This window comes from Amycolatopsis sp. VS8301801F10, assembly GCF_046195355.1.
GTDB lineage: Bacteria > Actinomycetota > Actinomycetes > Mycobacteriales > Pseudonocardiaceae > Amycolatopsis.
Window position 1 is genome coordinate 6,877,964 of record NZ_CP176065.1, and the last position, 21,889, is coordinate 6,899,852.

General features: G+C 71.1%; 14 protein-coding genes. 6 read left to right on the top strand and 8 right to left on the bottom strand.

Going from position 1 to position 21,889, the window contains the following annotated elements; all coding sequences use genetic code 11:
* Window positions 1–9: 9 nt before the first annotated feature.
* From F9C11_RS31690 to F9C11_RS31700, 3 genes are all read right to left on the bottom strand, one after another.
* Entirely contained in the window at window positions 10–2,901 is a 2,892-nt protein-coding gene (locus tag F9C11_RS31690) for an amino acid adenylation domain-containing protein (RefSeq protein WP_409181022.1), read from the bottom strand.
* The gene (locus F9C11_RS31695) at window positions 2,898–9,455 is read right to left on the bottom strand and encodes an amino acid adenylation domain-containing protein (protein WP_409181023.1); all 6,558 of its coding nucleotides are present in this window, start codon (window positions 9,453–9,455) and stop codon (window positions 2,898–2,900) included. Before F9C11_RS31695 ends, F9C11_RS31690 begins: the two co-directional genes overlap by 4 nt.
* 168 nt (window positions 9,456–9,623) lie before the next feature.
* Window positions 9,624–9,833 (bottom strand): MbtH family protein, encoded by a 210-nt coding sequence (locus tag F9C11_RS31700; protein ID WP_409181024.1) that lies wholly within the window; start codon window positions 9,831–9,833, stop codon window positions 9,624–9,626.
* A 151-nt stretch (window positions 9,834–9,984) separates the two neighbouring features.
* Between F9C11_RS31700 and F9C11_RS31705 the strand changes: the two genes are divergently transcribed.
* Window positions 9,985–13,089, top strand: coding sequence for an amino acid adenylation domain-containing protein (locus F9C11_RS31705; RefSeq protein WP_409181025.1), 3,105 nt, complete (start codon window positions 9,985–9,987; stop codon window positions 13,087–13,089).
* A gap of 149 nt (window positions 13,090–13,238) precedes the next feature.
* Here F9C11_RS31705 and F9C11_RS31710 read toward each other — a convergent pair whose 3' ends face one another.
* The 5 genes from F9C11_RS31710 to F9C11_RS31730 form a co-directional block, all read right to left on the bottom strand.
* Complete coding sequence (locus F9C11_RS31710) at window positions 13,239–15,062, bottom strand: amino acid adenylation domain-containing protein (protein ID WP_409181026.1); 1,824 nt, start codon at window positions 15,060–15,062, stop codon at window positions 13,239–13,241.
* Window positions 15,063–15,155: 93 nt separating this feature from the next.
* Window positions 15,156–15,782, bottom strand: a complete 627-nt coding sequence (locus F9C11_RS31715; protein WP_409181027.1) for a hypothetical protein — start codon at window positions 15,780–15,782, stop codon at window positions 15,156–15,158.
* A gap of 8 nt (window positions 15,783–15,790) precedes the next feature.
* A complete protein-coding gene (locus F9C11_RS31720; RefSeq protein WP_409181028.1) occupies window positions 15,791–16,021 on the bottom strand; it encodes a hypothetical protein in 231 nt (76 codons plus the stop codon).
* A gap of 5 nt (window positions 16,022–16,026) precedes the next feature.
* The gene (locus tag F9C11_RS31725) at window positions 16,027–16,194 is read right to left on the bottom strand and encodes a hypothetical protein (RefSeq protein WP_409181029.1); all 168 of its coding nucleotides are present in this window, start codon (window positions 16,192–16,194) and stop codon (window positions 16,027–16,029) included.
* Window positions 16,195–16,223: 29 nt separating this feature from the next.
* Window positions 16,224–16,838 carry a TetR/AcrR family transcriptional regulator gene (locus F9C11_RS31730; RefSeq protein ID WP_409181030.1) on the bottom strand — a complete coding sequence of 205 codons (615 nt, stop codon included), beginning with the start codon at window positions 16,836–16,838 and terminating at the stop codon, window positions 16,224–16,226.
* 40 nt (window positions 16,839–16,878) lie between these two features.
* Between F9C11_RS31730 and F9C11_RS31735 the strand changes: the two genes are divergently transcribed.
* The 5 genes from F9C11_RS31735 (at window position 16,879) to F9C11_RS31755 (ending at window position 21,887) form a co-directional block, all read left to right on the top strand.
* Complete coding sequence (locus F9C11_RS31735) at window positions 16,879–17,712, top strand: aldo/keto reductase (RefSeq protein WP_409181031.1); 834 nt, start codon at window positions 16,879–16,881, stop codon at window positions 17,710–17,712.
* Between the two features lie 2 nt (window positions 17,713–17,714).
* Window positions 17,715–18,038 carry a DMT family transporter gene (locus F9C11_RS31740; protein ID WP_409181032.1) on the top strand — a complete coding sequence of 108 codons (324 nt, stop codon included), beginning with the start codon at window positions 17,715–17,717 and terminating at the stop codon, window positions 18,036–18,038.
* Window positions 18,039–18,452: 414 nt separating this feature from the next.
* Window positions 18,453–19,304 (top strand): geranyl diphosphate 2-C-methyltransferase, encoded by an 852-nt coding sequence (locus F9C11_RS31745; protein WP_409181033.1) that lies wholly within the window; start codon window positions 18,453–18,455, stop codon window positions 19,302–19,304.
* Between the two features lie 8 nt (window positions 19,305–19,312).
* Window positions 19,313–20,428, top strand: coding sequence for a family 2 encapsulin nanocompartment cargo protein terpene cyclase (locus F9C11_RS31750; RefSeq protein ID WP_409181034.1), 1,116 nt, complete (start codon window positions 19,313–19,315; stop codon window positions 20,426–20,428).
* Window positions 20,429–20,471: 43 nt separating this feature from the next.
* Window positions 20,472–21,887 carry a family 2B encapsulin nanocompartment shell protein gene (locus F9C11_RS31755; protein WP_409181035.1) on the top strand — a complete coding sequence of 472 codons (1,416 nt, stop codon included), beginning with the start codon at window positions 20,472–20,474 and terminating at the stop codon, window positions 21,885–21,887.
* Window positions 21,888–21,889: the final 2 nt, after the last annotated feature.

The following is a 21,889-nucleotide window of genomic DNA, read 5'->3' on the forward strand; positions in this document are numbered from 1 at the left end:
GAGATCGGTTCATCGCGGCAGCTGCGAGCCACGCGTGCCCGGTGCGACCGCGACCGTGTGCACCACCTGCACGAACCGATCGGCCATCGTCTTCGCCGCGGCTTCGGCGAACAGCGCCCGGTCGTAATGCAGCGTGCCGGCCAGACCGGCGGGATGCTCGCGAACCGTCACCAGCACGTCGAACGGATTCCCGCCCTGCCCGGCCCGCCACGGCTCGGCGCGGACGCCGTCGAGCCGGAGCCGGTCCGAGAGCGAGCCGAGCGACTGGAAAGCCACCTGCGCCACCGGATTCCGGCTCAGATCGCGCGGCGGCCGCACTGCCGTCACGACCTGGTCGAACGGGACGTCCTGATGCCGGAACCCGCCGAGCACCGCCTCCCGCACCGCGTCGAGCACCTCGCGGTACTCCGGATCGCCGGGAACGCGCACGCGCAGCGCGAGCGTGTTCACGAACAGCCCGATCAGGTCTTCGGCCTCGACCGACGGCCGGTTGCCGGCGAAGGTGCCGACGACGAGATCGTCCCGTCCTGTCGCCCGGCTCAGGTCGAGCACGAACGCGGCCAGCAACGCCATGAACCCGGTCGCGCCCGCCTCGGTCGCCACGGATTCGAGCGCCGTGAGGACCTGCTGCGGCACGGAGAATTCGACAGTGCCTTCCAGCTGGGCCTGACGAGCCGGTCGCGGAAGGCTGTCCGGCAGCTCGATCGCCGGTGGCGCGCCGGCCAGGGCGGACTTCCAGTATTCGAGACCGGACTGGTCCGGCGCTGGGTACGACGCGGTCAGCTCCGGCAGCGCGTCCGCTCGCCCGGCGTAGCATTCGGCGAGGTCGCGCCAGAAGATCTCCATCGAGGTGTCGTCGGCGATGATGTGGTGGAGCACCGCGAGCAGCGTGAACCGGCCCGGCTCGCCGCGGATCACCGCGCACCGCAGCAACGGCCCGCGCGCCAGATCGAACGGCCTGCTCAGCTCTGCCTCGACGATCTCCTCCGCCGAGCCGTCCACCACCGTCAGCGGCACGTCGGTTTCGGCGGAAACGACCAGTTCCGGTTCCCCGCGCCGGCTCCGGAACGTCGTCCGCAAGGCCTCGTGCCTCCGGACCACCTCGGCCAGCGCGCGCCGCAACGCCTCGACGTCCAGCTCTCCAGCGCACCGGTAGGCCTCGTACATCGTGTACGTGGAGGACGGCCCGGACAGCTGATCGAGAAACCACATTCGGTGCTGTGCGGGCGAAATGGCCTTATGTCCACTATGGACGTTGCTGATCGGCGGTGCCGCTTCGACCACTTCTGCCAGCTCCGCGACGGTCGGTGCGGTGAACAGATCCGCGACGGACAACCGGCGCCCCGTGTTCCGGGAGATCCGTGCGCAAATCCGGGTAGCGGCGAGCGAACGACCGCCGAGTTCGAGAAACGGATCGTGCACGCCGACCGGACTGACGCCGAGTGCCTCCGCCCAGATCCCGGCGATCGCCGCTTCGGTCGCGTTGCGGGGTTCGACATAGCCGCCAGCCAGCTCGGGCCGGGTGCCGTCGGGCTCGGGCAGGGCGTTGCGGTCGATCTTGCCGCTCGGCGTGAGCGGCAGAGCGGGCAGCGGAATCCACACCGCCGGAAGCATCGGCTCCGGCAAGGTGCGGGCCAGATGCGCCCGCAACTCGGACGTCGAAGGCGGGGCTCCCTCGCGGTAAACGCAATAAGCGACAAGCCGATCGTCCTGCACCGCAGCCGCCGCCGCGGCAATCATCGGATGCCCATGCAGCGCTGCCTCGACCTCGCCGAGTTCGATCCGGTTGCCGTGGATCTTGACCTGATGGTCGAACCGGCCGAGGTACTCGAACGCGCCGTCCGCGCGCTGCCGGGCACGGTCGCCGGTGCGGTACAGCCGTTCGCCGGGTTGCTCCGCGAACGGATTGGGCACAAATTTCTCCGCGGTCAACGCCGGGCGGTTGAGGTAGCCGCGCGCCAGCTGCACTCCCGCGATGGTCAGCTCGCCGTCGAGGAGGTGGATGCGGGTGTTGGCGATCGGGTAGCCGATGGTCACGGGCTCCCCTGGCCGGCATCGGGTCGCGGTCACGTCGACTGATGCTTCGGTCGGCCCGTAGAGGTTGTGCAGCTCGGCGCCGACCATCCGGTGGAAGCGAGCCGCCAGCTCGTCCGGGAGCGCCTCGCCGCTGCAGAGCACCCGCCGCAGCGGCAGTGGCGGCACCGGTCCGGCCAAGAATGCCCGCAGCATCGACGGCACGAAATGCGCTGTGGTGATCCCTTCGGACATGACCTCGGCGAGATAAGCCGGGTCACGGTGCCCGCCCGGGCGGGCCATGACGAGGGTTGCGCCGACGGAGAGGGTCCAGAAGAACTCCCACACCGACACGTCGAAGCCGAACGGTGTCTTCTGCAATACGCGGTCTTGCGGGGTCAGGCCGTATTCGTCCTGCATCCACCGCAGCCGATTCACGATGCCGCGATGCTCGATGACGACACCCTTCGGCCTGCCCGTCGAGCCCGAGGTGTAGATCACGTACGCCGCGTTTTCCGGACGCACCAGGACATTCACCGGATACGCCGGTTGCGCGAGCCCGGTGAGATCACCCGGCTCGATCACCAGCTCAGCACCGGAATCCTCGATCATGAACCGCAACCGGTCCTCGGGATAATCCGGATCCAACGGCAAATACGCCGCCCCGGTTTTGAGGATACCGACCAGCGCGACCACCATCTCCAGACCGCGCTCCAGCCGAACCCCCACCACCGACTCCGGGCCCACTCCACGCGCTCGAAGCCAGTGCGCCGCCTGATTCGACAGCTCCTCCAGCTCCACATAGGACACCTCGCGGTGGTCGGCGACGACCGCTGTTCCCCCGGCAGCCACTCCCTCGGCGATCAGGTCCAGCAATGTCTCGCTCATGCGTCCTCACTCACCGCCGCGGCCCGCGGCCGGATGGTCGACCGGGCAGCCGGTTCCGAAGCCAGCCGCGGGTACCCGGCCACCGCGGCGGCGAGGGATTCGACGGTCGGGTGGTCGAACAACGCCCGCACCGGTACGTCGGCGTCCAGAGCCGCGCGCAACCGCACCGAGATTCGGGTGGCGGCAACGGAATGTCCGCCGAGGTCGAAGAAATCGTCCTGTGCGCCGATCCGCTCGATGCCGAGCACCTCAGCCCACACCCCGGCGACCAGTTCCTCGACCGGCCCGCGCGGTGCGACGTGCGGACGTTCGCGCACCGCGGCCGCCGGCGCGGGCAAGGCGGCCCGGTCGAGCTTCCCGGCCGGAGTGCGCGGCAGTTCCGGCAGCCGGACAATGCTGCTGGGCACCAGGTAGTCCGGCAGGATTCCGGACAGTCCTTTTCGGACGTCCGCAATGGACAGTTCCGCGGCCGCGACGACATAGGCGGTCAGCTCCCAGCCGTCCGCGACGGGAGTCGGCTGGACCGCGACGTCCCGGATCCGCGGGTCGGCCCGCAGCACGGCCTCGACCTCGCCCGGTTCGACCCGGTGCCCGCGCACCTTCACCTGGTCGTCGGCCCGGCCGAGGATCTCCACCGCCCCGTCGAGACGCCGCCGCGCCAGATCGCCGGTGCGGTAGAGCCGCCCGCCGGGCCGGAGCCCGTGCGGATCGGGCGCGAACCGCTCCGCGGTAAGACCGGGACGGCCGGCGTAGCCGCGGGCGAGCCCGTCGCCGCCAATCCAGACCTCGCCGACCACCCCGAACGGGACCGGCTCGAGGTCGTCGCCGAGCAGGAAGATGTCGGTATTGGCGACCGGCTCCCAGGCAACCACCCGATCCCCGTCGAGTTCGGCGACGGTGGACCAGATCGTCGTCTCGGTGGGCCCGTAGAGATCCCACAGCCGCGCCCCGCCCGCGGTGAGCCGCCGGGCCAGGTCGGCCGGAAGCTTCTCGCCGCCCGCGAAGACGGTGAGTTCCGCGGGAGGAACCCATCCCGAATCGACCAGCAGCCGCAAGCCAGACGGCGTCGCCTGCACAACCGCCGGCGCGGCCCGCTCGATCAACGCGACCTGACGCTGCGGATCGACACTCTCCTCCGCAGTCGCGACAATCACCTGACCGCCGACGAGCAACGGCAAGTACAGCTCGAGCGCGGAGATGTCGAACGAAACCGTAGTCAGCGCCAGCACTGCGGCACCCGGCGCGAGGCCGGGCCGCCGCCGCATGGACAGCAGGAAGTTCGCGAGCGCGGCGTGCCCGATCTGGACGCCCTTGGGCTGCCCGGTGGAACCGGAGGTGTAGATGACGTAGGCGAGTTCGCTGCCGTCTGGCTGGGGTACGGGGAGGTGCTCGGGGTGGGTCGCGAGTTCGCTGCCTTCGTGCTGCGGTATCGGCACGCCCGCCGGATCTGCCGCGAATTCGCCACCCTCGGGGTCGCCTGTCGCACTGGCAGCAAGTTCGCCACCCTCGGGCTGGGGCACCGGCGCATCCGCCGGGTAGGCCACGATATCGCCACGATCGAGCCCAGGCACGGGCAGATCCGGCGGGCAACCCGCAAGTCCGCTGCCGTCAGGCTCGGACACCGGTACGCTCGCCGGGCAGGCCGCGACTCCGCCACCGTCGAACCCCGGCACCGCCACCTCCGCCGCACAAGCAGCGATCGCCTCCGCGTCTCGGTCCAGCAGCACTGCCGAGCAGCCGGTCCCCTCCAGCAACCCCACCAGCGACTCTTCGCTGAGCACCACCTCCACTCCGGAATCGGCCAGCACGTAGCCGACCCTCTTGGCTGGGTAGCGCGGGTCGATCGGCAGGTACGCGGCTCCCGCCCGGTGCACGGCCAGCAGTGCGACGAGCAGGTCCGGACCGCGGTCGAGCAGGACCCCGGTCAGGGAACCGCGCCGCACTCCTCGTTTCTTCAGATACCTGGCCAGCCTAACGACCCGCACCGACAATTCCCGGTAGGTGAGCGTCACCGGACCGCACTGCAGGGCCGGGGCGTTCGGGTGTGCCGCTGCGGTGGCCGCGAACAGTTCCGGCAGCATCCGGGCGGCTTGCTCGGTCCGCGGCGGGTTCCGCAGCAGCGCTGCCCGATCCGCCGCGGGCAGCCCGGATCGGCGCGGGGCAGCGGTCGGCGCGGCGACGATCTGCTCCAGCACATGCCGGTACACCCGGGCGAGAAACTCCAGATGCGCGACCCCGATCCGGGAGGTGAACGCCTCCAGCACGAACGCCCCGGGCACCGTCGAGACGGACAGGCCGAACTCGTTGGGCGTGCTGTCGGCGACCTCGGCGAGGTCGACCTGCGCGTCGGTGAGCACGTGCATGTCGGTGTGGTTGAAGAAAACGTCGACGAGCGGGGCCTGCCCGCCCCACGCGGCCTGCATCGCGGGCAGCGGGAAATGCCGGTGGGGCCACAGCGCGGTCTCCTCCGCGAACACCGCGCGCGCCAGCTCCGGCCAGTCTCGCGCGTCGGCCGGTGCCGTGAACGGCACGGTATTCAGGAACATCCCGCGCACCTGGTCGCCGCCCGCGCGCTCGAGCCTGCTGTTGGTCACCACGCCGGTGTGGAACGGCCGGTCATGTCCGGCGATCGTCCGCAGCACGGTGAGATGCGCGGCCAGCAGCAGGCTCTTCAGCGGAACTCCCGCCGACGAAGCCACCGCCCGCAACCGCGACGTCAGATCTCCGAACGGCACCCGCACCGTGCGGTAGACCCCGTCGTCTTCGCCTGCCCAGCCCGGCGGCACGGCGAACCGTTCGGCCGCGGCGCTCACCCGGTCCGCCCAGAACTCGCGGTCCACAGTGGACTCCAGCGCTTCCCGTTCCCGGGCGACCGTGTCGGCGAACCGGACCGGCGGTGGTTCGACCGGCCCGGCCGCGCCAGCCCGGTAATCCTCGAGCAGCTCGGCGACCAGCGAATTCTGGCTCCAGCCATCGAGAATCGCGTGCACGTAGCTGAACGACAGCCGCCATTCGCGGTCGGCAAGCCAGTGCACGTGCAGCCGGAGCAGGCACGGACGGAGCAGGTCGAACCCGCGCGCCCGGTCTTCCTCCGGGTACTGCCGCACGCGCGCGGCCTGCTCGTCGGCGGGCAGCGCGCGCAGATCGTCGCAGGTCACTTCCAGGACGGCGGTCTCGTGCACCCGCTGCAACGGCGGGTCCGCGGCGAAATCAATCGACGTGCGCAGGATTTCGTGCCGTGCGACCAGCCGGTTTGCGGCCTGCTGCAAGGCGTCCAGCCGGAATTCTTCGTGCACCGGGTAGCCGAGATGGTTCAGGTACAGCCCGCGCTCGGCCCCGGCGAGCATCTCGTGCACCATGCCTGCCTGCGCGAGCGACAGCGGGTAAGCGTCGGTCACGTCGTCCGGCAATGCTTCGCGCTGCCCCGCGGCAAGCAGCGCGAACGGCTCGACCGCCTCGAAAGCTGCCGCCGGACCGCCGAGCCCGGCGGCGAAGTCGGCCACCCGCTGCCGCCGGAAGAGGTCCGCGACGCTCGCCTCGATTCCCTCCGCGTTCAACAGCCCGACGGCGCGGATCGCCCGCAGAGAATCGCCGCCCAGCGCGAAAAAGCTGTCCTCCGCCCCGACCCGGTCGACGCCGGTCGCCGCCGCGAACGCGCGCGCCACCGCCGCCTCCGCCGGGGTGCGCGGCGCGACGTAACGATGGCTCACGCGCGCGCCGTCCGGTGCGGGCAGGGCGTTGCGATCTATCTTGCCGCTGGCGGTCAGCGGCAACGCGTCGAGCGCGAGCCACACTGACGGCAGCATCGGTTCCGGAAGCGTGCGCGCCAAATGGGTGCGCAAGCCAGCCGGGTCCGGGGTGCGGCCGGGCTCGGCGACGAAGTAGCCGATCAGCCGGTCGTCGCGCACCGCGGCCGCCGCCGCGCGCAGGTCGGGGTGGGTCAGCAGGGTCGCCTCGACCTCGCCGAGTTCGATCCGGTTGCCGTGGATCTTGACCTGGTGGTCGAGCCGCCCGCGGTACTCGATCCGGCCGTCGGGCAGCCTCCGGGCGAGGTCGCCGGTGCGGTACAGCCGTTCGCCGGGCCGCCGCGCGAACGGGTCCGGGACGAACTTCTCGGCGGTCAGCGACGGCCGGTTCAGGTAACCGCGCGCCAGCTGCACCCCGGCGATGACCAGCTCGCCGGGCACGCCCGCCGGCACCTCGCGCAGCTCGGCGTCCACCACGAAAACCCGCGTGTTCGCGATCGCACGGCCGATCGTGACCGGCTCCCCCGGCAGGCACCGGGTCGCCGTGACGTCCACCGACGCCTCGGTCGGCCCGTAGAGATTGTGCAGCTCGGCGTCGATGACCTGGTGGAACCGGTCGGCCAGCTCGTCCGGGAGCGCCTCGCCGCTGCAGAGCACCCGGCGCAACGAGGGCACCGGGCCGGACAGAAACGCCCGCAGCATCGACGGCACGAAATGCGCTGTGGTGATCCCCTCGGACATAACCTCGGCGAGATAAGCCGGGTCGCGATGGCCACCCGGGCGGGCCATCACCAGGGTCGCGCCGACGGAGAGGGTCCAGAAGAACTCCCACACCGACACATCAAAGCCGAACGGTGTCTTCTGCAGCACCCGATCCTGTGGCGTGAGACCGTATTCGTCCTGCATCCACCGCAGCCGGTTCACGATCCCGCGATGCTCGATCACAACACCCTTCGGCCGACCAGTCGACCCCGACGTATAAATCACGTACGCCGCGTTCTCCGGCCGCACCACGACATCTACCGGATACGCCGGTTGAACGAGCCCGGTGAGATCACCCGGCTCGATCACCACCTCTGCACCGGAATCCTCGACCATGAACCGCAGCCGGTCCTCGGGATAACCCGGATCCAACGGCAAATACGCCGCCCCCGCCTTCAGAATCCCCACCAGCGCGACCACCATCTCCAAGCCGCGCTCCAGCCGAACCCCCACCACCGACTCCGGGCCCACCCCACGCGCCCGAAGCCAGTGCGCCGCCCGATTCGACAGCTCCTCCAGCTCCACATAGGACACCTCACGCCGGTCCGCGACGACCGCGATTCCCCCGGCAGCCCTGCCTTCGGCGAGCATCGACAGCAATGTCCCGGACTCGAAACGGACGTCAGTGTCGTTCCACCGGGCCAGCTCGGCCTTTTCCGCACTGCTCATCCAGGGAAGATCCGACAGCCGCGCGGCGGGATTCGCGACAATCCCGCGCAGCAGCTCGGTGAAATGCGCGCCGATCCGTTCCACAGTGGACCGATCGAACAGCGCGACCGGATATTCCAGCACCCCGTCGAGGCTTCGGTCCGGCCGCTCGGTCATTTCCAGCGTGAGGTCGAACTTCGCACTGTGCCAAGGAGAATGGATCTGCTCGCCGTGCACCCCGGCCGCATCGAACCCGGCGTCAGCGGTGTTCTGCAGCACCAGCATGGCTTGGAAAAGCGGATTGCGGGACAGATCGCGGTCCGGGGCCAGCTCGTCGGCCAGCCGCTCGAACGGCGCGTCCTGATGGGAATACGCGTCGAGGGTGTCGCGGCGAACGTCGGCGAGAAAGTCCGCGAACGACCGCGAACCGTCCACCTCGGCGCGCAGCACCAAGGTATTCAGGAAAAGCCCGATCAACTCCTGCGCCTCGGCACGCGTGCGTCCGGCGACCGGCGTGCCGACCGTGACGTCCGCCTGTCCCGAATACCGGCTCAGCAGAATCTGATACGCCGCCAGCAGCACCATGAACGTCGTCGCCCGATGCGCGCGGCCCAGCGCGGCGACGGCGGTGCCGAGGTCCGCGTCCACGGTGAACCGCAGGATGTCCCCGCGCGGATCGTGCACCGGCGGACGCGGACGGTCCGTCGGCAAGGACAGCGCCGCGACCCCGTCGAGACGGCGACGCCAGAACTCGACCTGCTCCGCCACCCGCGCACTGGCCGCGAGTTTCCGTTGCCAGGAAGCGAAATCGGCGTACTGGACCGGCAGCTCGGGCAACGTCTCCCCACGGTACAGCGCCCCGAGTTCCCGCGCGACGACGGACGTCGACCACCCGTCGTACGCGATGTGGTGCACGACGAGAAGCAGCACGTGCTCCGTCGCCGACTGCCGCAGCACCCGAACCCGCAGCGGCCGGTCCCGGGCCAGATCGAACGGCACCGAGGCCGCTTCCCGAGTGACCGCCTCGACGTCCTCCGCCGCGACGTCCTGGACCGTCAGATCCACCGCGGCCGCTCCGACGATTTGCTCCGGTACGCCATCGCGTTCGCCGTAGGTGGTGCGGAGGATCTCGTGGCGTTCCACGATTGTCTGCCAGCAGGCCCGCAAGCGCTCGACGTCGAGCGGGCCGCGCAGCCGCCACGCCGCGGTCACGACGTACTCGGTGCCGCCGGGCCGGAGCCGGTCCAGCACCCAAACGCGCTGCTGCGCCGGAGAAAGCGGCAACGGACGGCCGCGGTCGGCCCGGATCGCCGGACGGGCCGGGTCCGCGGCCGGGACCGGTGCCGCGGCCAGGTAGCGCTCCAGCAGCTCGTCGCGCCGGGACTGTTCGGTGGTCATCGCTCCCCCTGCGGGTCGATCGGCGGGGCTGGTCGGCGGACGTCCATGAGGAAACCTGCACAGACTCTGAGTCCCTCGAGGGTTCCCCTCGCCGAGGCACTTGGCCCCGAGCCAAGCCGAGGCTGCTCAGCGGACAAGCCGGGCGAGGAACCCGCACGGACCCGGCAGCTAGGCCGAAGCCTCCGCGCGCATCCGCTCGCGCAGGCTCTTCGGCCGCATGTCCGTCCACACCTCGTCGATGTGGTCGAGGCATTCCTGCTTCGAACCGCGTTTGCCCTCGTACCGCCAGCCCGCCGGCAGTTCGCGGTCCACCAGCCAGATCGAGTACTGCTCCTCGTCGTTGAGCACGACGCCGTAAGTGCGCTCGTCCTCGCTCATCCGGTCCTCCTCGTTCTCGCGCCGGGCACACCCGTCCCGTCGCGAGCCCAGCCTTCCCGTGCGCGCGGCGGCGCGACAGAGAAGAACGCGCAGCAACGAGCGCACTGTCCCGGCTCTGGCCCGGCACCCGGCGAGCAGCCACCCTGGCGCCATGACCATGCCCGGCGACCTGCCGCTGTCCTTCTCGCAGGAAAGACTGTGGTTCCTCGACGCGTTGCGGCCCGGCGGGACCGAATACCTCCTCCCGCTGCTGCTGCGCGTGCGCGGCAAGCTGGACGTCGCCGCGCTGAGCCGTTCGCTCGACGCGTTCGTCGCCCGGCACGAGGTGCTGCGGACGCGGTACCGCAGCCGCGAGGGCGTGCCGGTCCAGGTGGTCGGGCAGCCGCAGCCGGTGCCGCTGCCGATCGAAGGAGTCACGCACGCCGAGCTGGACACCGTCGTCGCGGCCGAGCTGGCGGTGCCGTTCGACCTCTCGGCGGACCTGCCGTTGCGGGCCCGGCTGCTCCGTCTCGACGCGCGCGAGCACGTGCTGCTGATCGTCGTGCACCACATCGCCTTCGACGGCGCGTCCTGGGACGTTTTCGCCGCCGAACTCGCCGAGTTCTACCGCGCGTTCCACACCGGAACGCTGCCCGAGCTGCCCGCCCTGCCGGTCCAATACGCCGATTTCGCGCTCTGGCAACGGGAAGACGCCCGGACCCGGCTCGCCGGCCAGCTCTCCTACTGGCGCGAACGGCTCGCCGGGCTCGCCCCGCTGGAACTGCCGGCAGACCGCCCCCGGGGCCCGGTGTGGGATCCGGCCGGGGCCTCCGTGCGGATCGAGGTCCCCGCCGCGCTCGCGGAACGGCTCACCGCGCTCGGGCGCTCCCGGCGGGCGACGCCGTTCATGGTCCTGCTGGCCGCCTACCAGGTCTTTCTCGCCCGGCACACCGGCGGCACGGACGTCGCGGTCGGCTGCCCGGTCGCCGGGCGCACCCCGGCCGAGGTCGAGGGACTGGCCGGATTCTTCGTCAACACCCTCGTGCTGCGCGCGGACCTCGGCGGCGACCCGGCGTTCACGGCCTTCCTCGACCAGGTGTCCGGGACCGCGCTGGACGCCTTCGGCAACCAGGACGTCCCCTTCGACTGGCTCGTCGGCGAATTCGAACCGGACCGCGATCTCTCCCGCAATCCGCTGGTGCAAGCGTTTTTCGGGCTGCACGAGGTGCCCGAGCGGCGGTTCCGGCTGCCCGGGCTGGACGTCGAAGAGTCCGATGTGGACTGGACCGCCGCGTCGTTCGATCTCGGCCTGCAGTTCGAGCATCGCCCCGACGGTTCGCTCACCGGCACGCTCACTTATCCGACCGCCCTGTTCGAGCCCGCCACAGCGCACCGCCTCGCCGCCCGGTTCCAGCGCCTGATGGAAAGCATCGCCGACAATCCGGCGCGACGGCTGAGCGAACTGACGCTTACCCCTGCCGCAGAACTCGCTTTACTGGAGGACTGGGCAACGGCCCCGGGCTACGACGTCGCACCAGGCTGTTTCCCCGACCTGTTCGCCCAACGAGCAGCCGAAACCCCGGACCGCCTCGCGGTCCACTGCAGCGGCCAGGAACTGACCTACGCCCAGCTCGACGCAGCGGCCAACCGGCTGGCCCGGCACCTGCGCGCGAACGGGCTCGGCCCGGAAGCGACGGTCGGAGTCTGCCTCGAACGCAGCGTCAACGCCGTGGTCGCGCTCGTCGGCGTCCTCAAATCCGGTGCGGCGTATGTCCCGTTCGATCCCGCCAACCCGCCCGAGCGGCTGGCCTATCTCGTCGAGGACGCGCGCACCGCCGCAGTCATCACCGAGGAACGCTACGCCGGGCTATTCGCCGACGCCGGCTGTCCAGTCATCGACCTCGACCAGACCGCGGACTCCTCTTCGGACAGTCCGGAATGGACAATCGACCCGGACCAACTCGCTTACGTCATCTACACTTCCGGCTCGACCGGGCGGCCGAAGGGCGTCCAGATCCAGCACGGCTCCTACGCCGAACACGCACAGCTCATCGCCCGGGAATACGGGATCACCGCGGCCGACCGGGTGCTGTCGCTCGCGTCGCTGGCCTTCGACGGTTCGCTGGAGCAGATCGGCGCGCCGCTGCTGGCCGGCGCGTCGGTGGTGCTGAGCGACCCGCTGTTCTGGGAACCGGAGGAACTCGCCGACCAGCTCGGCCGGCACCGGATCACCAGCGTCAACATCACCCCGGCCTACTACCGGGAACTGCTGGGCGTGCTCGCGCCGCGCGATCCGCGGGTCGCGCACCTGAACCTGGTGAACGTCGGCGCGGACGTCGTCACCGCCGAAGACGCCCGGCGCTGGCGCGAACTGCGGTCGCCCGGCCGTTTCCTGGCCTGCTACGGCCCGACCGAGGCGACGATCTCCAGCATGCTGCAGTGGGCCGACGACGCCGATCTCGACGCCCCCAGCCTGCCGATCGGCCGTCCGGTGGCCGCGACCAGCGCGTACGTGCTCGACCCGGCCGGACGGCCGGCGCCGGTCGGCGTACCCGGCGAACTGCACCTCGGCGGCCTGCGCGTGGCCCGCGGCTACCTGCGCCGTCCCGGGCTGACCGCGGACAAATTCGTGCCGGACCCGTACTCGGCCGGCGCGCGGCTGTACCGCACCGGCGACCTCGCCCGCTTCCGCTCGGACGGGACCGTCGAATTCCTCGGGCGGCTCGACCGGCAGGTCAAGATCCGCGGTTTCCGGATCGAACTCGGCGAGATCGAAGCCGCCCTCGACGCGCATCCCGCGGTGCGCGCGGCCGCGGTCGTGGTGAAGGACCTGCCGGAGCGGACGCTGGTCGCCTATGTCGTCGCAGCCTCCGGCGAGCCGGATTTCGCCGCGCTGCGGGCAAGTCTGCGGTCGCAGCTGCCGGATTACCTGGTCCCGGCGCACTGGGTCGCGATGGCCGCGCTGCCGCTGACGCCGAGCAAGAAGGTGGACCGCGCGGCGCTGCCGGACCCGTCGATCGAGGACGCGGTGCGCGCCGAACCGATCGCGCAGCCGTCGTCCCCGGTGGAGCACGCGCTGGCGGACATCTGGCGGGAAGTGCTGCGGGTGGAGGAAATCAGCGTCCACGACGACTTCTTCCGCATCGGCGGGCATTCCCTCCTGGCCACCCGGGTGCTCGCGCGGATCCGGAAGAAGCTCGGGGTCCGGGTCTCGCTGCGGGACCTCTTCGCCGCCCGGACGGTCGCCGAACTGGCCACGGTCATCGAACGAGCCTGAAACCCCGTTGCTCCGCGGTACGGGACGGCAAAGACACGGCCGTCGAGAGGTGCGAGCTCACGAACAACGCGAAACGAGGAGGTGCGCCGCGGCCCGGCGCACCTCCTCGAGGCGAGCAAGCTCCTCGTCGCCAAGGAGCCCGGCCCCGCTCAGCCCAGCGCGTGCTCCACGTCCACATCGGACAGTCCGGCCACGTACTCCGCCACCGCCCGGTGCACCTGCGCCGCCAGCGATTCGACCGTCGACGCCTCGAACACCACGCTCACCGGCAGCTCCACCGGGAACCGCTCCCCCAGCAACGCCACCACCCGGGTCGCCAGCAGCGAGTGCCCGCCCAGGTCGGCGAAGAAATCATCGTGCACGCCGACGCGTTCGAGGTCCAGCAATTCCCGCCACACCTCGGCGACCGCCTCCTCGACCGGCGTCCTCGGCGCCACGAACTCCTTAACCGATCCCGCTTCCTCCGGCTCCGGCAGCGCCGCGCGGTCCACCTTGCCGTTGGGCGTGATCGGCAGCTCGTCGAGCCAGGACCACAGCGAGGGCACCAAATGCGCGGGCAACCGGGCGAGCAAAAACTCCCGCAACTCCGCCGCCGCGGGCCGTTCGGCGACCACGTACGCGGCCAGCACCCGGTCGTCGCTGTCGCGTTCGTACGGCACCACCACGGCTGACCGGACGAGCGGATGCGCCGTCAGCGCCGCTTCCACTTCTCCCGGCTCCACCCGGAAACCCCGGATCTTGACCTGCTGGTCGAGCCGTCCGAAGAAGGCGAACGCCCCGTCCGGCCGGAGCGCGACCTCGTCGCCGGTGCGATAGAGCCGTCCGCCGCCGCCGGCCGGGTCGGGGACGAAGCGTTCCGCGGTCAGCGCCGGGCGGCGGAAATAGCCGCGCGCGACGCCAGGGCCGCCGAGCAGCAGCTCGCCCCGCTCGCCGGGTGCGACCGGCACGCCGTCGGCATCGGCGACGTACGCGTGCGTGTTCGCGATCGGCTTGCCGATGGGGATCGGCCCGGCGGTGTCGGCGACCGTCATTCCCCGGTGCACGCAAGCGAAAGTCGTGCACTCCGTCGGGCCGTAGCCGTTGCTCATCTCGGCCCCGAGTTCTTCGATCACCCGCCGCGCCTGCACCGGCGGCACGACGTCGCCGCCCGCGATGACGTGCCGCACCCCGGCGAGCGCGGTCACCCGGTCGTCGACCACGTGCCCGAACAGCCCGGAGCTGAGCCACACCGTGGTGACCCCGAACCGGCGCACCGCCTCCTCGATCGACGCCGCGGCCGGCACTCCCGGCGGCAGCACCGCCAGCGTCGCGCCGGTGGCGAGCGCGCCCCACAGCTCGAACGTCGACACGTCGAAGCACAACGACGTGAGCAGCAGGAACACCTCTCCCGGACCGAACTCGGCGAATCCGGAGCCGTGCACCAGCCGGACCACGCCGCGGTGCGGCACCTGCACGCCCTTCGGCAGGCCGGTGGAGCCGGAGGTGTACATCTGGTAGATCAGGTTGTCCGGCGCCGCCTTCGTCTCCGGAGGAGTGTCCGGCCACCCGCTGAGGTCGGCCTCGTCGGCGAGAACCACCGTCGGCGCGGCTTGCACCCGGTCCGCCAGCGCGCGTTCGGTGACCGCGACGGTCGCGCCGGAGTCGCCGAGCATGAACGCGAGCCGCTCGGGCGGATAAGCCGGGTCGAGCGGGACGTAATAGCCGCCCGCCTTGAGGATGCCGAGCATCGCGACCAGCAGCGTCGTCCCGCGCTCCATGCACAGCGCGACCGGCGTCTCGGGCCCGATCCCCTGTGCCCGCAGCGAGTGCGCGAACCGGTTGGCGAGCCGGTCCAGCTCGCCGTAGCTGAGCCGTTCGTCGCCGTACCGCACGGCCACGGCGTCCGGCGCGGCGGCGGCGTGCTGGGCGAACAGCTCGTGCACGCACAGGTCGGGCAGCGGCACGTCCGCGCCGCGCTCAGGCTGCATGGTCATGAAGGCGTCCTCCCGCGTCGAACGGTTCAGACTGGAGCATGGCCAGGGCTTCGCGGGCGGGCCAGAGACGAACGCGCAGACATCACCGCAACGTCAGCGTCTCAGCGGCCGCCGGACCCCGAGCCACGCGCTCCACCCGAACAATCCGGCCAGCAACGCCGCCGACACCCCCAGCAGCAGCAGATCGAGCGGCAGCGCCGCCGGGTCCAGCTGATCCGCCCGATGCGCCGCGACGATGCCCGCCGGATCCTCGACGACGGCGACCTTCTCGCCCGCTTTCATCCGCGATTTCACCGACAGGTCCTCGGCCAGCAGCGTCCCGTCCGGCCGGTCGACGCGCGCGGTGCAGGCGGTGCCGCCCTTGACGTGATGGCATTCGGACGAAACCGCGGTCGCGCGGTATCTGTCCCCGTGCGCCGCCAGGAAACCGACCGACGTCACCCCGACGGACCCGAGATAGAAGGCAGTCAGCAGGAAGCCGCCGAGGAGGAACCAGCCGCGTCCGGAGAACATGAACGCCGCGGCGGTCGCCAAGGCGGCGAGCAGGAGCCCGAAGAGCAAGGCCGCCGCGGACGCCACCGGACTCGAGCTGACGAACCCCACCGCCGCCGCCGCGCCGAGGACCACCACCGCGAGCCAGCACCACCCGGCACGCAGAGCGACGGCCCGACCGCTCGCCGGAGTGGAATCCCTTGCCACAGCGGGCTTTCTCGCGGACACACCGCGAATCATGACACGCCGGACCCCGATCTCGGCCATCGGCGGGCGTGCTGCCCCTCAGCCGGGAAGAACGACCGCGCCGGCGCCAGCAACCCGGCCAGCGAGAGCGCCGCGAAGACCGCCTGATGGACGTGGTCGGTCCCCGGCGGCAGGCCGAACACCAGATGCGCCAGCCAGAACACCGGGTAGAACCACAGCGCGAACCACGCCCACCGTTGCCCGGCGCGGAACGGGAACACCGCGATCAGCCCGCCGAACAAGCCAAGCCCGGCGGTGGCGAGCGCGTCGGCGCGGTAGAGCAGCGGGTCCCCGCGGGCGGCACGACAGCGACGACGATCCCGAACCCGAGGATCCCCGCGCTGACCGCCGCGAGGCAGATCCAGCCGATCCGCATCGGCGCGCCGCCGTTCATCCGGCGAATGTACCCCGCACCGGACCCGCTCAGCCCGTTTCCGGCAGCGCGGCTGCCAGCCGGCGCAGCGCCTTCTTCACCGCCGCGACCGGCAACCCGCGCTCATGCCGTTGATTCTGGTACAGATCGGGCGCCAGCGGAGCCAGCAGCACGTCCGGCAGCGCCTCGTCCTTCAGCCCGGCCTCCCGGACCTGCGCCGCCACGAAAACCCGCCAGAACCCGTACGCCCCGGTCCGATACCGCCGGGCCCCGGTCTCCGCGCCCAGCGCCAGCGGCAGGTGCCGCTCCAGCAAATCGACCATCGCGTCGTAAAACGCCACCAGCCGCTCCCGCGGCGGAGCACCCGGGCCGAGCGGCGGCGGACCGGACAGCATCGCTTCCTGCAGCCGCCGCTCGTGCTCGTCCAGCAGCGCGACGGCGACCGCGGCGACGCTGTCGTAGCGCCGGTACAGCGTGCCGCGGCCGACGCCCGCCGCCGCGGCCAGGTCGCCCATGGTGATGTCCGGGCCTTTCGCGGCGAACAACCGCTCGGCCGCGGCGAGGATCCGCCGCCGGTTCGCCGCGGCGTCCGCCCGCTCGGTGACTGGCTTGCCGTTCACCCCGCCACTGTATCTGGACATCGTGTCCGGATCGAGTAGAGTCATAAGTGGACACAGTGTCCACCTGACTGATGGGGGTTGCACCATGCACTCGTTCACGCTCGCCGGCCACACCGTCTCCCGGATCGGCTACGGGACCATGCAGCTCGCCGGGCCGAAAGCCATGGGCGAACCGGCCGATCCGGAGCGCGCGAAGGCCGCCGTCCGCGCAGCCGTCGACGCGGGCGTCCGGTTGATCGACACGTCCGGCTACTACGGACCCGAGGTCGCGAACCGCTTGCTCGCCGAGGCGCTGCGCCCGTACCCGGAGGACCTGCTGCTCGCCACCAAGGTCGGCGCGCGCCGCGGCCCGGACGGCGGGTTCGTCGCGGACGCGACGCCGGAAGCGGTGCGGTCGGCCGTCCGGGACAACCTCGCGCAACTCGGCGTCGAGCGGCTTCCGTTGGTGCACGCCAGGTTCATGCCGGACAGCACCGTGCCGTGGGCGGAGACCGTCGGCGCGCTCGCCGAACTGCGCGACGAAGGCCTGCTCGAACACGTCGGCGTCTCGAACGTCACCCTCGGGTTGCTGGACCAGGCGCGCGCGGTCACGCCGATCGCCTCGGTCGAGAACGAGCACCACGTCGGGCATCGCGGCGGCCGGGACGTGCTCGACGCCGCCACCGCCGCCGGGATCCCGTACCTGGCGTTCCGCCCGCTCGGCAACGGAGCGCTGGTCCAGGAGAATTCGCCGGTCGCGCGGCACGCCCGGCAGCTCGGCGTTCCAGCGGCGACGCTGGCGCTCGCCTGGCTCCTGGACCTCGCGCCGAACGTCGCCGTCATTCCCGGCACGAGCGACCCGGACCACCTCGCCGATCTCCTGGCCGCCCGGGAACTGGCGCTGCCGTCCGAGGTCCGCGCCGCGCTCGCCGAGGCCTGACGATGGGCTGGATCGCCGTTTTCGCGGCCGGGCTGCTCGAAATCGCCTGGGCGCACAGCATTCGCCTCACCGACGGGTTCACCAAACTCGTCCCGACGCTCGGCTGCGGAGCGCTCACCGTCCTCGTGCTGTACGTGCTGAACGTAGGCATGAAGACGGTCCCGGTCGGGACGGCGTACGCGGTGTTCGTCGGGATCGGCGCGGTCGGCACGGCTGTCGTCGGGATCTTCTGGCTTCATGAAACCGTGAGCGGGCCGCGGATCCTCGCGCTCGCGCTGATCGTCGGCGGCGTCGTCCTGCTGCGGCTGGCCTCCCGGACCGCCTGACGCGCCGGGCCGGTCCCCGCGGCGCCCGGCCCGGGACCGGCTCGCCCGCGCGGGCCGGCGGAGTTCCGCGGCCCGGAACCGCTTCGGCCCATCGGGCGTCACCCGTCTGCCAGGATCGCCCACGGGCTGTCGCCCGCCGTCATCCGCCCGTGTCCGCTGCGGCATCGAACGAGGCCCGGCGGCCGGGCCGCGAACACCCCGCAGGAGTGGCTTCCTAGGCCAGAAGAGGCACGCCGGAGCGCTCCCGCCAGCCCGCGAGTGAATTCCCGCGAATCGTCTTGTCCGCGCAAAAGAATCCTCGCTAGCCTCGGACGCAGAGGGAGAAAAGCCGAGCGCCCCGCCGCGAGACGAACGGCGCCGGCGCAGTTCACCGCGCGCCGACCGGAAATCGCATTCCGGAAAAGGGAGTACATGATGACGTCTGTTGCCCGTCCGGTTGCCCGCACCGCGTATCAGCAATCGGTCGCCGACTACTGGAACGCCGAAAAGGATCCGGTCAACCTGCGCCTCGGCGACATCGACGGGCTGTACCACCACCACTACGGAATCGGCGACTACGATCCGTCCGTCCTGGACGGACGCGGCGAGAAGCGGGACAAGGCGATCATCGCCGAAATGCACCGGCTGGAGACCGCGCAGTCGCAGTTTCTGCTGCGGCACCTCGGAGACATCGCCCCGACCGACCGGCTGCTCGACGCCGGGTGCGGGCGCGGCGGCACGAGCGTGCAGGCGCACCAGCGGTTCGGCTGCCGGGTGGACGGCATCTCCATTTCCGAACAGCAGGTCGATTTCGCCAATGAACAGGCCCGGCTGCGCGGAATCGACGATTCGGTGCGATTCCATCTCCGGAACATGCTCGACACCGGATTCGAAAGCGGCGATTTCGCCGGGATCTGGAACAACGAGAGCACGATGTACGTCGACCTGCCCGAGCTTTTCGCCGAACACGCGCGGCAGCTCGCCCCGGGCGGCCGATTCGTCACCATCACCGGGTGCTACAACGACTTGACCGGCGGGCGTTCGCGCGCGGTGAGCCAGATCGACCAGCATTACATCTGCAATATCCACGCGCGCGGCGACTATTTCGCGGCGCTGGCCGCCACCGGCTTCGTCCCGATCGCCGTCGTGGACTTGACCGAGGCGACGATCCCGTACTGGGAACTGCGCGAGCAGTCGTCCGTCGCGACCGGCATCGAGCAGCCGTTCCTGACCGCCTACCGCGAGGGCAGCTTCCACTACCTGCTCATCGCCGCCGACCGCGTCTGAGGGCCGCCATGTCCGGAATCGCGGCCGTCCGCCCCGACCTGGCGTGCCCGTCCTCGCTCTGGGCGGGGCCGGCCGGGCTGGGGACCTCGGCGGCGCGGATCGCGGCGCAGTTCGCGCCTCCGTCCGGCGGGCAGGACCCGGCGTACGCGGAACGGGAGTGGGGCGACGGCAGCGCGTCGCCGCTGTACTGCCCGGTCGTGCGGCGGGTGGACGACCCGCTCGCCGAGGAGGTGGACCGGCGGCTCGTCGCGTGGGCGGCGGACTGCGGGTTCGAGGGAAAGGGACTGGACCAGATCGCGCACGCCGGCTTCGGCAGGCTGGCGATGCTCGCCCACCCGGACTCCTCCGATCCCGACCGGCTGCTGATCGCCGCGCAGCTCAACGCGGTGTGGTGGGCGGCCGACGACTACTACGCCGACGACAGCTCCCTCGGCGCCTCGCCGACCGAACTCCCGCCGCGGCTGGCGCTCGTGATGGCCGCGATGGACCCGGTCGCGCCCGCCGGCGAGTTCACCGCGCCGCTGGAGGAGGCGCTGCGGGCGGACCCGATCCGGGTCGGCTTCCATTCCGCGGTCGACCATCTCGGCAGGCACGGTTCGCCGGTGCTGGTCCAGCGGGTCTGCTACTCGACGTTCGCGATGTTCGTCAGCTGGGACGCCTACGCCGCGTGGCGCCACACCGGCCGCTACCCCCCGGCCTGGGAGTACCTGGCGGCCCGCCAGCACGACAGTTTCTACACGTCGATGACCCTGATCGACGCCGTCGGCGGGTACGAGCTGCCCGCGCCCTTCTACTACGACCCGCGCGTGCGGGAGGCGATGATGCGCGCGGGCACCGCGACCGTCCTGGTCAACGACCTCCATTCGGTGGCCAAGGACGCGGCCGACGAGAACCCGGTCTGCAACATGGTGCTGCAGATCGCCGCCGACCGGAACTGCCCGGTCTCCGAGGCGGTCGAGACCACGGTCGCGCTGCACAACCGGATCGTGCGCGAGTTCGAACAGGGGCACCGCGCCCTGCTCGCGATCCCGTCGCCGGAACTGCAGCGCTTCCTCGCCGGCGTCCGCGACTGGATGGGCGGCGGCTTCGAATGGCACGCCACGAACCCTCGCTACCGATCCTGAACCCGGCCCCAGGCCTGGCAACCGAAGACAAGGTGGTTTCGCTGTGACTGTCACCGATCCGGTCGACTCCGCGGACGTGGAAGACCAGGAACCTCTGAGCCTAGGCCGCGCGGCGGCGCGGCAGCTGGCCACGACCACGAAGTCCGTGCCGCAGATGCAGGGCATCAGCTCGCGGTGGCTGCTGAAGGTGCTGCCGTGGGTCGAGGTGTCCGCGGGCACCTACCGCGTCAACCGGCGGCTGAGCTACACCGTCGGCGACGGCCGGGTCACGTTCGCGACCAGCGGCTCCGAGGTCCGGGTCATCCCGCCCGAGCTCGGCGAGCTCGCGCCGCTGCGCGGATTCGACGACGAGGCGGCGCTGACCGAGCTGGCCGGCCGGTTCGAGCAGCGCGAGTACCAGCCGGGCGACGTGCTGGCCGAATTCGGCAGCCGCGCCGACCAGGTGTTCCTCATCGCGCACGGCAAGATCACCAAGGCAGGCGTCGGCTCCTACGGCGACCAGACGGTGCTCGGCACGCTGGTGGACGGCGACTACTTCGGCGAGAACGTGCTCACCACCTCGGACGGGATCTGGGAGTACACCGCCAAGGCGGTCACCGCGGCGACCGTGCTGACGTTGTCGCGCCAGGAATTCGAAGGCGTGCTGAACCGCTCGGAAGAGCTGCGCGCGCACCTCGACGCCTTCCTCGCGGGCGGGGACACGGCCCGCAACGAGCACGGCGAGGCCGAGATCGCCCTCGCCGCCGGGCACGACGGCGAACCGCGGCTGCCCGGCACGTTCGTCGACTACGACAGCTCGCCGCGCGAGTACGAGCTGAGCGTCGCGCAGACCGTGCTGCGGGTCCACAGCCGGGTCGCCGACCTCTACAGCGAGCCGATGAACCAGACCGAGCAGCAGTTGCGGCTCACCGTCGAGGCGCTGCGGGAGCGGCAGGAGCACGAACTCGTCAACAACCCCGATTTCGGCCTGCTGAACAACGCCGACTTCGACCAGCGGGTGCCCACCCGCACCGGCCCGCCGACGCCGGACGACTTCGACGAGCTGCTCTCGCTGGTGTGGAAGGACCCCGGGTTCTTCCTCGCGCACCCTAAGACGATCGCGGCGTTCGGGCGGGAATGCAGCAAGGCCGGGATCTACCCCGGCTCGGTCGACCTCGGCGGCCACCAGGTGCCGTCGTGGCGCGGCGTGCCGATCCTGCCGTGCAACAAGATCCCGGTCACCGAGACCCGCACCAGCTCGGTGCTGCTGATGCGGACCGGCGAGCAGGCCCAAGGCGTCGTCGGGCTGCACCAGACCGGGCTGCCCGACGAGTACCAGCCGGGCCTCAACGTGCGGTTCATGGGCATCAACGAGCAGGCCATCCTGTCCTATCTGGTCTCGGCCTACTATTCCGCCGCCGTCCTCGTGCCCGACGCGCTCGCCGTGCTGGAAGCCGCCGAAATCGGCCGGGAGGGCTGAGC

Coding starts and splice junctions, on each gene's coding strand:
- F9C11_RS31700 (WP_409181024.1), bottom strand. CDS start 9,833: ATGAGCGAGGACGAGCGCACTTACGGCGTCGTGCTCAACGACGAGGAG.
- F9C11_RS31710 (WP_409181026.1), bottom strand. CDS start 15,062: ATGACCATGCAGCCTGAGCGCGGCGCGGACGTGCCGCTGCCCGACCTG.
- F9C11_RS31735 (WP_409181031.1), top strand. CDS start 16,879: ATGCACTCGTTCACGCTCGCCGGCCACACCGTCTCCCGGATCGGCTAC.
- F9C11_RS31740 (WP_409181032.1), top strand. CDS start 17,715: ATGGGCTGGATCGCCGTTTTCGCGGCCGGGCTGCTCGAAATCGCCTGG.
- F9C11_RS31745 (WP_409181033.1), top strand. CDS start 18,453: ATGACGTCTGTTGCCCGTCCGGTTGCCCGCACCGCGTATCAGCAATCG.
- F9C11_RS31750 (WP_409181034.1), top strand. CDS start 19,313: ATGTCCGGAATCGCGGCCGTCCGCCCCGACCTGGCGTGCCCGTCCTCG.
- F9C11_RS31690 (WP_409181022.1), bottom strand. CDS start 2,901: ATGAGCGAGACATTGCTGGACCTGATCGCCGAGGGAGTGGCTGCCGGG.
- F9C11_RS31705 (WP_409181025.1), top strand. CDS start 9,985: ATGACCATGCCCGGCGACCTGCCGCTGTCCTTCTCGCAGGAAAGACTG.
- F9C11_RS31695 (WP_409181023.1), bottom strand. CDS start 9,455: ATGACCACCGAACAGTCCCGGCGCGACGAGCTGCTGGAGCGCTACCTG.
- F9C11_RS31725 (WP_409181029.1), bottom strand. CDS start 16,194: ATGAACGGCGGCGCGCCGATGCGGATCGGCTGGATCTGCCTCGCGGCG.
- F9C11_RS31730 (WP_409181030.1), bottom strand. CDS start 16,838: ATGACTCTACTCGATCCGGACACGATGTCCAGATACAGTGGCGGGGTG.